Below are 13,726 nucleotides of genomic sequence, written 5' to 3'. Positions count from 1 at the left end.
TTAATTAGTATCGAGATCAAAAAAAATAAAAAATGGCAGTAAAAATACCTTTATCTTGGCTGCAACTGACAAGAGAAAAAACTCGCCTAGCAGTGGCTTTGTCAGGTATTGCCTTTGCTGATATTTTAATGTTCATGCAGCTAGGTTTTCGGGATGCACTCTATTACAGTAACGTGAGAATGCACAGCAGTTTAGCCGGAGAAGTGGTTTTAATTAACAGTCAATCTAATGCTGTTTTAGCAATGAAAACCTTTTCCCAACGCCGTTTATATAAGGCATTAGACTTGCCTACAGTTCAGTCAGTACATCCTATATATTTAGACTATACAAGCTGGAGAAATCCTGTTACAGGTCGCCCTCGCAGTATCTTAATTTTCGGCATAAATCCAGAAGTTAATCTTTTTGATTTACCTGGAGTAGACGAAAATTTAAATAAACTCAAACTTCCTGATGTTGTTTTATATGACCGTTCTTCCAGAGTAGAATATGGTCCGATTGCTGATAGTTTTAATGCCGGAAAAGTTGTAACAGCCGAAGTACGCAGAAGAAAAGTTCAGGTCGGTGGATTATTTACATTAGGGGCATCTTTTGGTGCAGATGGAAATTTAATTACCAGTGATGTTAACTTTTTACGGATTTTTAATAACCGTCAAAGGGGATTAATTGATATTGGCATTATTAAGTTAAAGCCTGGTGCAGATCCCATCCTAGTAGCTCAAGAATTGCGAAGTTATCTACCTACAGATATCAATGTTTTAACTAAGGAAGAATTTATTGAATTTGAAAGAAATTATTGGGCAAGTAGTACAGCTATTGGCTTTATTTTTACCTTGGGAACAATTATGGGTTTTATTGTAGGAACTGTAATTGTTTATCAAATTTTGTATACAGAAGTCAATGACCATTTATCTGAATATGCTACGCTCAAAGCTATAGGTTACACTCAAAATTATTTACTAACTGTAATTCTTCAAGAGGCTTTTTTATTAGCTGTTGTTGGTTATTTACCTGGATTTGGCTGCGCTCTTGTTCTTTACAATGTTGCTAGAGATGCTACACTTTTGCCTATATTTATGAGTTATAATCGCGCCATTATGGTAATCATGTTAACTATTTTAATGTGCTTTATTTCGGGAATGATTGCTATTCGGAAATTAAGTTCTGCTGATCCAGCCGATATTTTTTAGCTTAGTTCTTGGTCATTGGAAAAAACAATATTTATTCTTCCTTCTTCCTTCTTTCTTCTTCCTTCTTTATCCTGACTCCTGACTCCTGACTCCTGAACTCCTGAATCCTTTTATTATGATCAACAAAGAACCTGTAATATCTATTAAAAATATCAATCACTACTACGGTAAAGGATCGCTGAAAAAACAGATCCTATTTGATATTAGTTTGGAAATATATGCTGGAGAAATCGTGATTATGACTGGACCATCTGGTTCAGGGAAAACGACTTTATTAAGTTTGATTGGTGGGTTAAGATCGGTACAAGAGGGAAGTTTAAAATTCTTAGGTGATGAATTGTGTGGTGCTAGTCAAAACAAACTGGTACACATGAGACGGAAGATTGGTTATATTTTCCAAGCTCATAATTTATTGGGTTTTTTAACTGCTCGGCAAAATGTGCAAATGGCTGTGGAATTAAATAATAATATTTCCCAATCAACAGCTATTTCCCAATCAGAAGATATGCTGGCATCTGTAGGTTTACAAGAACGGGTTAACTACTATCCAGATAATTTATCTGGTGGACAAAAACAAAGAATAGCGATCGCTCGCGCTTTAGTTAATCATCCTCCTTTAGTATTAGCAGATGAACCAACAGCCGCATTAGATAAACAATCAGGACGTGATGTAGTCGAAATCATGCAGCGTTTGGCTAAAGAACAGGGAACTGCTATCTTATTAGTCACCCATGATAACCGGATTTTAGATATCGCTGATCGCATTGTCGAAATGGAAGATGGTCTTCTAACCCGTGACGCTCAAAATGTTGCTTCTAATCACAACTCCTAATTTTGATGATCCGTCTTCTTCAATACAAGTGATGTATTCCAAACCAAAATTTTTTTCCGGTTTGAATTTTTCGGTATTTATTCGTAATTTCAAGTTGTGATTATTTCTGAATAGTGTCTGCATGATGTGAATTTGCTGTCCTATTGTTTTTTTTGTTTTTTGTCAGAGGGGTTTGACGGCTAGTTCTAAATGTCACATTCACGCCTTCATTTGATTGTTCTAGTACCAGCAACGCGGTAGGTTTAGCCTTTTGATCCCAGTGCATATAAACAATCCTACCTTGAATAGTCGGTTGCCAGGTATCATCATCTTCCTTGGGTCTAAGGTATGTTTCTATACAATTCATAATTTCACTAATTGTAGAAGAAGTAGCTTGAGTTGGCAACTTCATTAATCGAATTTGCGCTCTAAACAGCACCCGTTTCACAATGTTGGGTGCTACACCAGTTTCATACTCAATATCGAAAGTTTCATCTATTTCCTTACCAGTATTACTAGCAACTCCTATAGATCCTTGGTTAGCTTGAGCAGGACGTAGGACTTGAGATATCTTATCTTTAACCTTAATTTTAATTTGATTAACTAGGGCAAAATAGAATACCTCCTCTGACATCCGCATTCGCAGATAATCTAAGTTAAAGTCCCGTGAGTGAAGTAAATCTGGATTAGTTTCCATTTTGCGAATAGTTTCTAAAGCTAACTTCAGCTTTCTCTCTAATTCTCGTGTGCGGAATTTTTCAAAAGTTAGTTTTTTCTCCCCCTTTTGCACTAAAATTTTGCCATAAATAATTACAGCAACCAGAGCTAAAACCAGTCCTCCACTAGCACACAATAGCAATGGTATAGCTGGTAATTCATTGCTAGAAACTTCTGTATTCGTTTTTGTTGTTTTCAATCTAGACGATTGAGCCAGAAAAATTGTACTAACCATAATTCACAATTTGAACCTTTTAACTCCTGATGTTTATAATACCCAAATCTTATTTAGTAGTTGGCTGTGGTATAAGTATTTTTTAGATTGTCTTGATCATGTCATATGTACAAACCTATTAGTCACTTGGATCAGCATTTTATCAATATACAGCCATTGTCTAATATAACATCTACGCATTCATCTCATATTTGCCTGTTAGCAACAGATATGGATGGGACACTAACTAAAGATGGCAGATTTACATCTCAACTGCTAAATACTTTAGAGAGTCTATCAGCAGCCAAAATTCCGGTCTTGATTGTGACTGGACGTTCGGCAGGGTGGGTAAGTGCTATTAGTAGTTTAATGCCCATTGTCGGTGCAATTGCCGAAAATGGTGGTTTATTTTATCCATCAGGTAATTCTGATCCAGTTACACTCACGCATATTCCTGATTTGGCTAACCATCGTCAAGATTTAGCTAGAACCTTTGTGAACTTACAAACTTATTTTCCGCAAATCCGAGCATCTGCTGATAATTTATTTCGAGTCACAGACTGGACATTTGATCTTACCTCACTAACGGCTGATCAACTAAAAAATATAAGTGATCTTTGTAACCAGATGGGTTGGGGATTTACTTACAGCAATATTCAGTGCCATATTAAACCCCAAGGACAAAATAAAGCTGCTGGTTTATTAAAAGTCTTAGATCAATATTTTCCCACATACTTGCCAGAACAGGTTATCACTGTTGGTGACAGTCCCAATGATGAAAGTTTATTTAACCAGCGTTATTTTCCTATGTCCGTAGGTGTGGCAAATATCCAGGAGTATACAAATCAGTTACAGCATCAACCTACATATATAACTACAGCAGCCGAAGGAGATGGTTTTTGCGAGTTGTGTAGTTATATTTTGCAAAATTGCCAGCGTTAGCAGGAGGTAGGGACGCAGGGACTAGGCCCAGTTAGGAGTCACCGAGTCAGAAGAAAATTACCTGTTCCCTATTCCCTGCGATAAAGTGACTTGCATAGCTTTTTTATTGATCTTCTATCACCTAAAATTAATGTCATCGTTTCCTAATGGTTATGCAGTCTAGCTGGAGGAGAAAGCTATATACATCAGTGTTTTTGGCAATTCCCATAGTAATTTCATATATAAAATTACTATATTCAATATCAGGAATCCATAAGCTAAAACTATACCATTTTTATATTTTCTTTGTTATTTTGTATTCAACTGAACAGTTATTCAACACAAAGCCAGTTTTAATAAAAATTAGTTCAACTACTTTACCGTTCTTCAAGTTCAGTCCAAATTGCCACATTCTCCAGTTTCTATCAATCTCATCTACATAGGATTTACAATAATGCTAAAAACAAATAGTGAACCGATGATTCTCTCCAGTTTTGTCAACCCTATCGAAGAAAACCATTCAGTTAAAAATAAGTTTGATTTATTGCAAAAAATCCGTCAATGGTTCGACGACATTGAAATTGATAATCGTCGAGTTGCTAGATTAATTGCTAAAGTAATTCCTGCCCAATGTCCCTTCGAGCGTGATATCGTGGTTTTTGGACGAACAATTGCTCATATTCCACCTATGTGCAAACTAAACCCACTGTATGATCAGTTTGTCGGCTTGCGTTTTCGCGCATTATGTTATTTAGTAGATAAGTGTGGAGAAGACATCCAATCTTATTGTTAAATAAAACTCATGGAAATTAAAGTCGTACATCAACCAAATCTTGCACATCTCAATGAGTTAGATGTATTCAACTGGCCAATTTGGGAAAAGGAAATATCCCAATTTTCCTGGACTTACGATGATCAAGAAACTTGCTACTTTTTAGAAGGTAATGTTGTTGTCACTCCTGATGGAGGACAAGCGGTACAAATGGGTAAGGGAGACTTAGTAACTTTTCCCGCTGGGATGTCTTGTAAATGGGAAATTACCAGCGACGTAAAAAAACATTATTGCTTTGATTAATATTTTTGCAATCTCAATAACCAATATCTGAAGATGTGAATTGGATGTTATTTAGAGGTTGGCTATGAAACTATTGATCCCAAAATATCATCTACAACTAAATTAATTTCGGGGAATGCTTGAATTGACATTTTTTCTCCTCGACTTAGTTTTTGAATGTCGCTATAACCATTTTCGCTAGGGTAGCGATAAACAATAATACAAGATATAACAAAGAAGCAATCAGATCCCCGACTTCTCAACTCAATTGATTATTTATTAACAAGATATAACAAATAAGTCGGGGATCTAGATTTACAAATAATCAAAAAAGACTTCGGGAACTAATCTTAATTCACCAGATTTGAATCGAGAAATATCTATCCACAATGCGCGATGTTGACGTTCTGGTGTTTCCGCAAAAGTTAAACTTTCAATTTGATAAAACTGGGAATCAGCAAAGTCGCATTCATAAAGTTGAATGATTTCATGTCCTTGTCTACCGTCAAAAGTAAATAAGTTCTCAATACAACTTAGATAGCGAATATTTGTTAATTCGGCTTGAATTTCTTCTTGAAATTCTCTAGCTAAGGCTATGCGGCTAGTTTCGCCAAATTCTACGCCACCACCTAAAGCCCGGTAGAATATTGATTGTTTTTTAGGATCGAATCCTTCAGAAACAAATATTCGATTACCATCTCGAATTAGGGCTAAAACAATTACCCGGATTTGACCTTCTTTATTCATGATGACAATTAATTATCGTAAATTGAAGAGGGACGACTTTCGCTATCTTCTGTAGGCCAATCTGGATTTTCACCACCAATGTATAGTTCTTCAATTGTGACGTATTCTTCAGTTAGTTGGGTGAGGGCGTTGATAAGAATGTCTAAGGCGATCGCATCACTTGTACCTAAATCAAACCAACAACGTCCCCATTCTCCTTCATATTCAAATTCACCCATGTTGTGCATCAAAGCCATTAAGCTTTTATCATAGCCTCTTGCATCATAGTCCATGTGGCTGATATCAAGTCCTGTATCTTGGATTTGCAGATTTTCCGCATTAAATCCTCCCAATTTACCTAGATAAAACCAGGAATTAAAGACTTCTTCTACATATTGTTTTTCCCGTTGGGAGGGAACATTGCTAAACTTCAACCAAATCCAAGCATCAAAAGGATTAAACTCGCGGAATTGAATTTCCATTTTTGTAATGGGTAAAACTAGAATTTTGTAACAACTGACCACTGACTACTGACCACTGACAGCCTGATTGCGTTCATATTCAATTTGTTTAACTAAGTTAGCAGGAAGTTGAGACTTTTTGGCTAATGCTTTATCAAAATGAATTATTGCTTCCTTGATTAAATCCTGACTTTTTTCTTTTTTTCCTTTTTCATGGAGAATTTGGGCTTTGAGATAGTAAATTTCTGGGTTGTCAGCAGTTGTTTTTAAGGCGCGGTTGACATAATCTAAAGCCTGGGAATGTTGTTTTAAATCTCGATATGCTAAAGCAATACCTCTATCTACTAAATAACCAGGTGCTGCATTTTTTTCCAATCGGTTAATTGCATCATCTGGACTAGTAAAAGGTAAATTCACAGCTAACATTAAATCCATATAGCCGCGAATTAAGTTTAACTCTGGATCATTAGCAGAAATCTCTTCGGCTCTGTCAAGATATGTATAGACTTTCCGCAACCGACTAAAAGCGAGGGGCGCACCATTTACAGTTCCTTCCCGCTTTAAAATTACCGCCCCCTCTAAAAAATGACCAACCGCAGTGTATAAATTACCACGTAATGGGTCACTAGCGATGAGATTTTGTCCAGTTTCCAGGGTTTTTCGGCTGTATTTTGCTAAATTAGTTTGATCTTGATTTTGATATGCTAAAGAAGCCTGAAGGGCGTAAATTAAAGGTTCATTGGGTTCGCTAGAGACGGCTTTTTGTAAAGCATCTTTGGCTGCTGGGTAATTTCCTTGCTGAAAAATAGCATTAAAAACAGCTTCCGTGCGATCGCCAATTTTATGAGGTTCACGAGAGCGAAATGGATCACCCGCAAAGGATGGATTTACTAAAATATTTAAAAGGATGGAAGTAGTTACAGTCACCTTGAAAAATGGAGCAAATCGCCAGAATATCCTAAATTGAGGCATTAAAACCTGTTTAAACATGATAACCCTCAGAATAATTACAGTTGAAATTGTTGTGTCTATTACCTAAAATGCAAAAATAGTGAATATAAATTACGTCTATTTCCATCAAAAATTTCTCATAACTTGGTAATCTTCACAAATGCTCTATCTCAGAAATCTAACTTATCACCCCACAGCCTGCCCAAAAGCAATTCTTCAAGCTATAAATTTAGAATTACCACCCCAGAAACTGGGTTTAATTATTGGTCCTAGCGGTTCGGGTAAAAGCACCTTATTAGAAATTTTATCTGGATTGGCTGATCCCACTGCTGGTGGAGTTTTCTGGAGAGAACAGGGACTCATAGCCGAACAACTACAACAATTAGCCGGTTTAGTATTTCAATTTCCAGAAAGACATTTTTGCGGGGGGACAATTTTAGAAGAATTGCGCTTAGGACATCCTGAACTGGGAGCGGACAGGGTTAAACAAGCATTAACAGAGGTTGGATTAGATCATTTATCTTTATCTGCGTCACCTCATGCTTTAAGTGGTGGACAACAGCGACGGTTAGCTTTAGCGGTGCAGTTAATTCGTCAACCAAATTTATTATTATTAGATGAACCTACAGCGGGTTTAGATTGGTCAATGCGTCGCCAATTGGTGAATTTATTAGCCGAACTCAAAAAAGATTGGACATTGTTAGTTGTAACACACGACGCTGGTGATATGTTACCAATAGCTGATTATTGTTGGACTTTAGATCATGGGGTCTTAACATCAGGAGTCAGGAGTCAGGAGTCAGGAGTCAGAAGTCAGGGAGAAGAGGTAAAATCTGCTTAATTCTAAATTAATCTTCAGAGTAATTGAACGCAGATGAACGCAGATGAACACAGATAAGGAGGGATGAATTCATGGATTTGATGATGTTATGTAGCTTCACATAAAATTAGGTATGAAATTCCCAAATTGAACCTTTAAAACTCTTTCCTTTGCGTGATTGCGCCTTGGGGTGAGACTAAAATTCATACCCTGAATCAGTAACGCCAAAATAACTTAAAAAAATTAATTTTAACCAATGAATTTAGAATCTTTACCTATAACTATTTTGCCAGAAATGGGGGAAATATGGCAAAAAACTCTGAATTGGCAACCAACAAACTGGGAAGAAAACCAATTTCAACAACTTTATCAATTAATCTTGGCAGGAAATCGTCAACTTAACTTAACTCGCATTACTGAACCTGAAGAATTTTGGGAAAAACATCTTTGGGATTCTTTGCGAGGAATTGCACCTAAACAATTATTTATTCCCGGTATTGAAAAGGGTAAGCGGATAATTGATATTGGTACGGGTGCAGGTTTTCCTGGTATCCCAATTTCTCTAGTTTTTCCTAATTCTCAAGTTACGCTTTTAGATTCTACAGGGAAGAAAATTAGTTTTATTGAGACAATTTTATCAGCACTTGCTCTGAATAATGCCAAAACTTTACTGGGGAGAGCCGAAGAAGTTGGTCAGCAAATTCAACACAGACAACAGTATGATCTAGCTGTAATTAGGGCTGTGGGTAATGTTTCTGCTTGTGCTGAATATTCTTTACCTTTAGTAAAAAAAGGCGGTTTAGCGGTAATTTATCGCGGTACTTGGACTCAAGCCGAAAATGAAAGTTTAGAAATGGCTGTTACCCAATTAGGTGGGGTAATTGAACTAATTGAAGAATTTTCTACTCCCTTGAGTAATAGTATTCGTCATTGTCTTTATTTACGAAAAGTAGCAAACACACCAATTAGTTTTCCCCGTGCGGTTGGTATACCCAGTCAAAAACCAATTTAATCAACTGATTTCTCGATTTTAGATTAGATTGGTGATTAGATATCTAACAGCGCGAGAGCGTCAACATCGTTATAAATGGCTGAACCAAAGGTTCAACAGTAGCTAACCGCTGATAGCGAAAACAAACCTAAAATCCCAAAATCCAAGTGTTAAATTTGTCTCAAAATGGGTGTTCTGTATGGGTTGCTTCTGCAACAGAAGAACTGCTGACACCAACTGCTGTTGCTCTTGGCAAATTTGATGGTGTTCATCTTGGTCATCAAAGAGTGATTCAGCCAGTATTGCAGTCAGCACGGAGTGAGGAGAATTCAGTCCGCCCGTACTCAACCGTTGTCACATTTGATCCCCATCCCCAGGAGTTTTTTACAGGACTTCCCCGTGATTTGTTAACACCACTGGATGAAAAAGTTGCACAATTGCGATCGCTTGGGGTGGAACAATTAGTATTATTACCTTTTGATAGAGAACTATCTGCCCTTTCCCCTGAAGAATTTGTCGATAAAATCCTGGTTCAACAACTGCAATGTCAACAGATTAGCGTTGGACAAGACTTTTGTTTTGGCAAAAAGCGCATGGGTACTGCTCAAGATTTGCAAATACTCGCAGCAAAATATAATATACCCGTGACCATAGTTCCTATAAAAACTGATATAGAAAACTTTTCCGCAGCAGATGATACTCGCATTAGTACCTCATTAATCCGGGAAAGTTTGGAAGTCGGTGATATTCAAAAAGCAAATCGTCTTTTGGGAAGACCTTACAGCCTTACAGGTATAGTAGTAACAGGTCAAAAATTAGGGAGAACTATCGGCTTTCCTACCGCCAATATTCAACTACCAAAAGATAAATTTTTACCTCGTCATGGTGTTTATGCTGTGGAGGTTATTATTGATAACGAAACTCCAGACAACTCTCCCACTCAACATTTTGGAGTCATGAATATTGGCAATCGTCCCACAGTTCATGGTATAGATACTAGCGTAGAAGTACATTGTTTAAATTGGTCTGGTGATTTGTATGGTAAAAATTTGCTGGTACAACTAATAAAATTTTTGCGTCCCGAACAGAAATTTACCTCCTTAGAAGCGCTGAAAAACCAAATTCAACTAGATTGTAAAATAGCTCAAGAAATTTTTAATTCTTAATGATGGGGGGATTTTCAATGTTAATCTAAACATTACAGCGATTTTTAGGTAACTACTTCTGTAATATGAAATATCATGGGAGGTGTAACTTCCCAAAAAGTATTTCTATTATGGTACATTTGTTATGTAAGCATAAAAAAGTCACATTTACCTATGCAAAAAATTATCATCGAAAACTTCGGTCCAATTAAATATGCAGAAATTGAAGTTAAGAAAATATTAGTTTTGATTGGTGAACAAGCTAGTGGTAAAAGCACTATTGCTAAATTAATTTATTTTTTCAAGACCATACAAGAGGATTTATTTAGTCAAATTTACCGAGACAAACAAAATCAATCTCTGGATATCAATTCTGATATTTTATCCCCCATTCAGCAAAAATTTTATAATTTTTTTGGACCTACAAATAATTTACCTGATTTTGAAATAACATTTTATTACAGTTTTAATGAAAATAAATTCTTGAAACTAAGCAATGATGAAAATAAAAAAATGAAGATATCTCCTATAGATACTTTTATAAATGAAAAATTTACAATTCTTGCAAGTGATATTAAATTTAGACTTAGACAAGAATATTTAAATATCAACAAAAATAGAAATATTCAACCATTAATTAAGGAAGAAGAAAAAATAAAATATGCTCAACAACTTTATGACCTGCTCAATGACTTATTTCAAAATAAACAAAGAGATTTATTGTTTATTGTTGCTGGTAGAAGTGCAACCGTAGCCTATCCTAGTTTATTTGAAAAATATTTCTCACAAAGTATTGAAATTAATTTAAAACAAAATATTTCAATTGACAATTATGAACGTAGCTCAAAAACTTTAGATGAAATATTATTGGAAAAATTTATAGAAAAATTTGTAAGGGTAAAAGACATTTTTAGAAAGTTTAGAAATTTTGAAGGACTAATCGAAAGTTATTCAGAAAACAACATAAAAGAAAAATTATATCAAGTCAAAAATAAGATAGATAAAATATTAAAGGGAGAATACCGTATTGATGATTTAGGAGAGAAAATTCTATTTAATAAAGAAACAGAAGAATATATTTACTTGTCTAATACTTCGTCAGGACAGCAAGAATCTATAAGAATTTTACAAGATATTTTTCTGAATATTCTTGATAATACAAAAGTATTAAGAATCTTGGAAGAACCAGAAGCTCATTTATTCCCTGTTGCTCAAAAGCAGCTAATTGAGTTATTGGCTTTAATGGTAAATCAAAATGATGATAACCAACTAATTATCACCACCCATAGTCCCTATGTTCTCACAGTTTTTAATAATTTACTCTTTGCGAATAGAGTAGTTGAAAAAAATCCGTCAACACAATCAGAAGTAGCACAAATAATTCCCCAAGATTCCTGGTTAAGTGCTAAAGATTTTTCTGCTTATTCTTTAGGAAATCAATCTGTTAGTGAGGATACTAAGTATTGCGAACCTATTTTTAATCAAGAAAAAGGTACTATTCAACAAAATTATTTAGATACGGTTTCCGAAATTTTGGGTGGTGATTTTCAAGCTTTGTACAGTATTCACGCTAAAACTTTCAAAAGAAAATGAGCAAATTTGAGGATATTAAAGAACTTCTATCAACTGCTTTTGATAACTTTTCCGATGTTCTGGAAATTGAAATGAGATCGGAATTTTCAATGATAGACTATCAAGGACAGTCCTTTATTATTATCAATATAAATTCAGATGACAACACATTTACTATTAAACTAAATGGTGTTGATACTGTTAAAAATGGTTTTGATATCACTAAATTATTTAATGTAATTAATGCTAAAATAGTTGGTTTTATTCCTATTGACGGAAAAAAAGGACTTTTAGGATTTGGTGATTCTCATTGCGATTTTGTATTTTTTGATGAAAATGATTTTTGTTTTGTAGAGTTCAAATTGGATGCAACAAGTTTAAGAAAAGTAGATAAAAACCGCGACAAAGCTATTAACCAACTCACTAATACTATTGATTTATTTGATAATAAATTAGTTAGAAACTATGCAGGTTTAAATTTAGAAGCTTATGTTTGTACTCCTGAATTTTACCCAAGATTTAATTCAAGCTGGATAGCATTTGCGAAAGATTTTTTAGAAGAGTATGGTTTTGAACTTTTTGAAATAAACAATAAAATTTGTAAATAAATAATATATTTAAAAGTAAAACCAGTTCCAAAAAATTTGTTTTTTGACTTTCCTCTCCTTGCGTCGGTGGTTTAGCAACTCCAGAAATCTTTAATTCTTATGCTGGATTAAGCTTGTTACGTGGGAATACTGTAGAAAAGGCTAAACTATTAAACAAGTTTTTAGTCAAAACTCAGAAGTAAGCCTTCTCCATTTCCCCCCAGGTACTGCATGAGAGAAAAAATTGACGCTTTAACACAAAATTTGGCTCGTACCATTGTTGGTAAACATGAAGCCATCCGCTTAGTCATAGTAGCTTTACTTGGTGGTGGTCATGCTTTATTAGAAGATGTCCCCGGTGTCGGTAAAACCCTCTTAGCCAAATCTCTAGCTCGTTCTGTAGATGGTAAATTTCAACGGTTACAATGTACCCCTGACTTACTCCCCACAGATATCACCGGCACAAATATTTGGAATCCTAAAACTGGGGAATTTACATTTCTACAAGGTCCTGTATTTGCTAACGTCCTCCTAGCGGACGAAATTAACCGGGCTACACCCCGTACCCAGTCGGCTTTGCTGGAAGTGATGGAAGAACATCAGGTAACAGTTGATGGTGTTTCTCGTCTAGTTCCTCAGCCATTCTTTGTGATTGCTACCCAAAACCCCATTGAGTATCAAGGGACGTTTCCCCTCCCAGAAGCCCAAATGGACCGGTTTATGCTGTCTTTGAGTTTGGGCTATCCTTCGGAATCAGAAGAAATGCAAATGCTGCAAAATCTGCAAGCAGGTTTAAAAGTTGCTGATTTACAGCCTTGTATTACTTTAGAAGAAGTCCAAGCATTACGCCAAGCTTGTTCCCAAGTCAAGGTAGAAGCATCTTTGCAACAATACATTTTGGAATTGGTGCGAACTACTAGACAGGATGAAGAAATCACTCTTGGTGTGAGTCCTCGTGGTACTGTGGCGTTACAAAAAGCTTCCCAAGCACTGGCTTTTATTTTAGGTAGAGAATATGCTCTTCCTGATGATGTCAAGTTTCTCGCACCGCACGTTCTTTGTCATCGTCTGATTCCTAGAGGGGGAAGAAATGCCAAAACTATAGTTGAACGGTTATTGCGATCTGTGCCTATCCCTTAATATAAAATATCATGGGAGGTAGAGCCTCCCAAAAAGCGGATTTTTTCGGGTTTTTTATGTCAATTTTGGAAAAGAACATCTTTTTTCTGATTATTAAAACTTATACCTTGTCTGATAAAAACAACAAAAACTTATAATTGCATCTTGATAGAAGAACTAAGAAGTCCTGATTTTGCCTTTTGCCACTTTTTCAGCAAACCCTAAGAGGTTGTTTGAAAAGTATTATATGAAACCCATAATCTCCAAAAACCTAACCCCCCTTCCCCCCTTCCCTACAAGGGAATGGGGTTTTTAAAGCCTCTCCCCTGGTAGGGGAGAGGTTTGGAGAGGGGTCTGTTTCCACATTAAAAACTTTTAAAACATCCTCTAAGTAACAAATTGGTTTATGCTGTAAATAGTGAAAGTTTAAGAAATATTAAGTTCTCCTCC

At 35.7% G+C, this 13,726-nt stretch carries 15 protein-coding genes; 11 read left to right on the top strand and 4 right to left on the bottom strand.

Annotated features, from left to right (window positions below; translation table 11 throughout):
* Positions 1 to 32: 32 nt before the first annotated feature.
* The gene (gene devC / locus FJR06_RS20780; RefSeq protein ID WP_015083706.1) at positions 33 to 1,187 is read left to right on the top strand and encodes an ABC transporter permease DevC; all 1,155 of its coding nucleotides are present in this window, start codon (positions 33 to 35) and stop codon (positions 1,185 to 1,187) included.
* A gap of 115 nt (positions 1,188 to 1,302) precedes the next feature.
* Positions 1,303 to 2,019: a DevA family ABC transporter ATP-binding protein gene (locus FJR06_RS20775; protein ID WP_015083705.1), complete on the top strand. Its 717-nt coding sequence runs from the start codon at positions 1,303 to 1,305 to the stop codon at positions 2,017 to 2,019.
* A 100-nt stretch (positions 2,020 to 2,119) separates the two neighbouring features.
* Here FJR06_RS20775 and FJR06_RS20770 read toward each other — a convergent pair whose 3' ends face one another.
* Positions 2,120 to 2,950 carry a hypothetical protein gene (locus FJR06_RS20770; protein WP_168652186.1) on the bottom strand — a complete coding sequence of 277 codons (831 nt, stop codon included), beginning with the start codon at positions 2,948 to 2,950 and terminating at the stop codon, positions 2,120 to 2,122.
* 105 nt (positions 2,951 to 3,055) lie between these two features.
* On the opposite strand from FJR06_RS20770, the gene FJR06_RS20765 reads away from it, so the two are divergent.
* The 3 genes from FJR06_RS20765 (at position 3,056) to FJR06_RS20755 (ending at position 4,925) form a co-directional block, all read left to right on the top strand.
* Positions 3,056 to 3,871, top strand: coding sequence for an HAD family hydrolase (locus FJR06_RS20765; protein WP_168652185.1), 816 nt, complete (start codon positions 3,056 to 3,058; stop codon positions 3,869 to 3,871).
* Between the two features lie 433 nt (positions 3,872 to 4,304).
* Positions 4,305 to 4,643, top strand: coding sequence for a Mo-dependent nitrogenase C-terminal domain-containing protein (locus FJR06_RS20760; RefSeq protein ID WP_168652184.1), 339 nt, complete (start codon positions 4,305 to 4,307; stop codon positions 4,641 to 4,643).
* A 9-nt stretch (positions 4,644 to 4,652) separates the two neighbouring features.
* The gene (locus FJR06_RS20755) at positions 4,653 to 4,925 is read left to right on the top strand and encodes a cupin domain-containing protein (protein ID WP_168652183.1); all 273 of its coding nucleotides are present in this window, start codon (positions 4,653 to 4,655) and stop codon (positions 4,923 to 4,925) included.
* Positions 4,926 to 5,219: 294 nt separating this feature from the next.
* On the opposite strand, the gene FJR06_RS20750 is transcribed toward FJR06_RS20755, so the two are convergent.
* The 3 genes from FJR06_RS20750 to FJR06_RS20740 are packed head-to-tail and all read right to left on the bottom strand — an operon-like array spanning position 5,220 to position 7,081.
* Complete coding sequence (locus tag FJR06_RS20750) at positions 5,220 to 5,651, bottom strand: NUDIX hydrolase (RefSeq protein WP_015083700.1); 432 nt, start codon at positions 5,649 to 5,651, stop codon at positions 5,220 to 5,222.
* A gap of 8 nt (positions 5,652 to 5,659) precedes the next feature.
* Complete coding sequence (locus tag FJR06_RS20745) at positions 5,660 to 6,112, bottom strand: DUF3531 family protein (RefSeq protein ID WP_015083699.1); 453 nt, start codon at positions 6,110 to 6,112, stop codon at positions 5,660 to 5,662.
* A 45-nt stretch (positions 6,113 to 6,157) separates the two neighbouring features.
* On the bottom strand, positions 6,158 to 7,081 hold the full coding sequence (locus tag FJR06_RS20740; protein WP_015083698.1) for a Sll0314/Alr1548 family TPR repeat-containing protein: 924 nt from the start codon (positions 7,079 to 7,081) through the stop codon (positions 6,158 to 6,160).
* A 121-nt stretch (positions 7,082 to 7,202) separates the two neighbouring features.
* Between FJR06_RS20740 and FJR06_RS20735 the strand changes: the two genes are divergently transcribed.
* The 6 genes from FJR06_RS20735 to FJR06_RS20710 all read left to right on the top strand — a co-directional run bounded on the left by FJR06_RS20735 (position 7,203) and on the right by FJR06_RS20710 (position 13,297).
* Positions 7,203 to 7,883, top strand: coding sequence for an ABC transporter ATP-binding protein (locus FJR06_RS20735; RefSeq protein ID WP_015083697.1), 681 nt, complete (start codon positions 7,203 to 7,205; stop codon positions 7,881 to 7,883).
* Positions 7,884 to 8,118: 235 nt separating this feature from the next.
* Positions 8,119 to 8,874: a 16S rRNA (guanine(527)-N(7))-methyltransferase RsmG gene (gene rsmG / locus FJR06_RS20730; RefSeq protein ID WP_015083696.1), complete on the top strand. Its 756-nt coding sequence runs from the start codon at positions 8,119 to 8,121 to the stop codon at positions 8,872 to 8,874.
* Positions 8,875 to 9,020: 146 nt separating this feature from the next.
* A complete protein-coding gene (locus FJR06_RS20725) occupies positions 9,021 to 10,019 on the top strand; it encodes a bifunctional riboflavin kinase/FAD synthetase (protein ID WP_015083695.1) in 999 nt (332 codons plus the stop codon).
* Positions 10,020 to 10,172: 153 nt separating this feature from the next.
* Positions 10,173 to 11,591 carry an AAA family ATPase gene (locus FJR06_RS20720; RefSeq protein WP_168652182.1) on the top strand — a complete coding sequence of 473 codons (1,419 nt, stop codon included), beginning with the start codon at positions 10,173 to 10,175 and terminating at the stop codon, positions 11,589 to 11,591.
* On the top strand, positions 11,588 to 12,178 hold the full coding sequence (locus FJR06_RS20715) for a hypothetical protein (protein WP_015083693.1): 591 nt from the start codon (positions 11,588 to 11,590) through the stop codon (positions 12,176 to 12,178). Before FJR06_RS20720 ends, FJR06_RS20715 begins: the two co-directional genes overlap by 4 nt.
* 210 nt (positions 12,179 to 12,388) lie before the next feature.
* Positions 12,389 to 13,297: a MoxR family ATPase gene (locus tag FJR06_RS20710; RefSeq protein WP_015083692.1), complete on the top strand. Its 909-nt coding sequence runs from the start codon at positions 12,389 to 12,391 to the stop codon at positions 13,295 to 13,297.
* The last annotated feature ends 429 nt before the right edge of the window (positions 13,298 to 13,726 follow it).

It is taken from the genome of Dolichospermum sp. UHCC 0352, assembly GCF_009711925.1.
In the GTDB taxonomy this organism is placed as follows: domain Bacteria; phylum Cyanobacteriota; class Cyanobacteriia; order Cyanobacteriales; family Nostocaceae; genus Dolichospermum; species Dolichospermum lemmermannii.
The sequence above is the reverse complement of the archived record's forward strand: the minus strand, read 5'-3'. Positions and strand labels throughout refer to the sequence as shown.

Bases quoted from the DNA above. Each gene is read 5' to 3' on its own strand.
- devC (WP_015083706.1), top strand. From the start codon at position 33: ATGGCAGTAAAAATACCTTTATCTTGGCTGCAACTGACAAGAGAAAAA.
- FJR06_RS20710 (WP_015083692.1), top strand. From the start codon at position 12,389: ATGAGAGAAAAAATTGACGCTTTAACACAAAATTTGGCTCGTACCATT.
- FJR06_RS20755 (WP_168652183.1), top strand. From the start codon at position 4,653: ATGGAAATTAAAGTCGTACATCAACCAAATCTTGCACATCTCAATGAG.
- FJR06_RS20770 (WP_168652186.1), bottom strand. From the start codon at position 2,950: ATGGTTAGTACAATTTTTCTGGCTCAATCGTCTAGATTGAAAACAACA.
- FJR06_RS20765 (WP_168652185.1), top strand. From the start codon at position 3,056: ATGTACAAACCTATTAGTCACTTGGATCAGCATTTTATCAATATACAG.
- FJR06_RS20750 (WP_015083700.1), bottom strand. From the start codon at position 5,651: ATGAATAAAGAAGGTCAAATCCGGGTAATTGTTTTAGCCCTAATTCGA.
- FJR06_RS20715 (WP_015083693.1), top strand. From the start codon at position 11,588: ATGAGCAAATTTGAGGATATTAAAGAACTTCTATCAACTGCTTTTGAT.
- rsmG (WP_015083696.1), top strand. From the start codon at position 8,119: ATGAATTTAGAATCTTTACCTATAACTATTTTGCCAGAAATGGGGGAA.
- FJR06_RS20740 (WP_015083698.1), bottom strand. From the start codon at position 7,081: ATGTTTAAACAGGTTTTAATGCCTCAATTTAGGATATTCTGGCGATTT.
- FJR06_RS20720 (WP_168652182.1), top strand. From the start codon at position 10,173: ATGCAAAAAATTATCATCGAAAACTTCGGTCCAATTAAATATGCAGAA.
- FJR06_RS20735 (WP_015083697.1), top strand. From the start codon at position 7,203: ATGCTCTATCTCAGAAATCTAACTTATCACCCCACAGCCTGCCCAAAA.
- FJR06_RS20745 (WP_015083699.1), bottom strand. From the start codon at position 6,112: ATGGAAATTCAATTCCGCGAGTTTAATCCTTTTGATGCTTGGATTTGG.
- FJR06_RS20760 (WP_168652184.1), top strand. From the start codon at position 4,305: ATGCTAAAAACAAATAGTGAACCGATGATTCTCTCCAGTTTTGTCAAC.
- FJR06_RS20775 (WP_015083705.1), top strand. From the start codon at position 1,303: ATGATCAACAAAGAACCTGTAATATCTATTAAAAATATCAATCACTAC.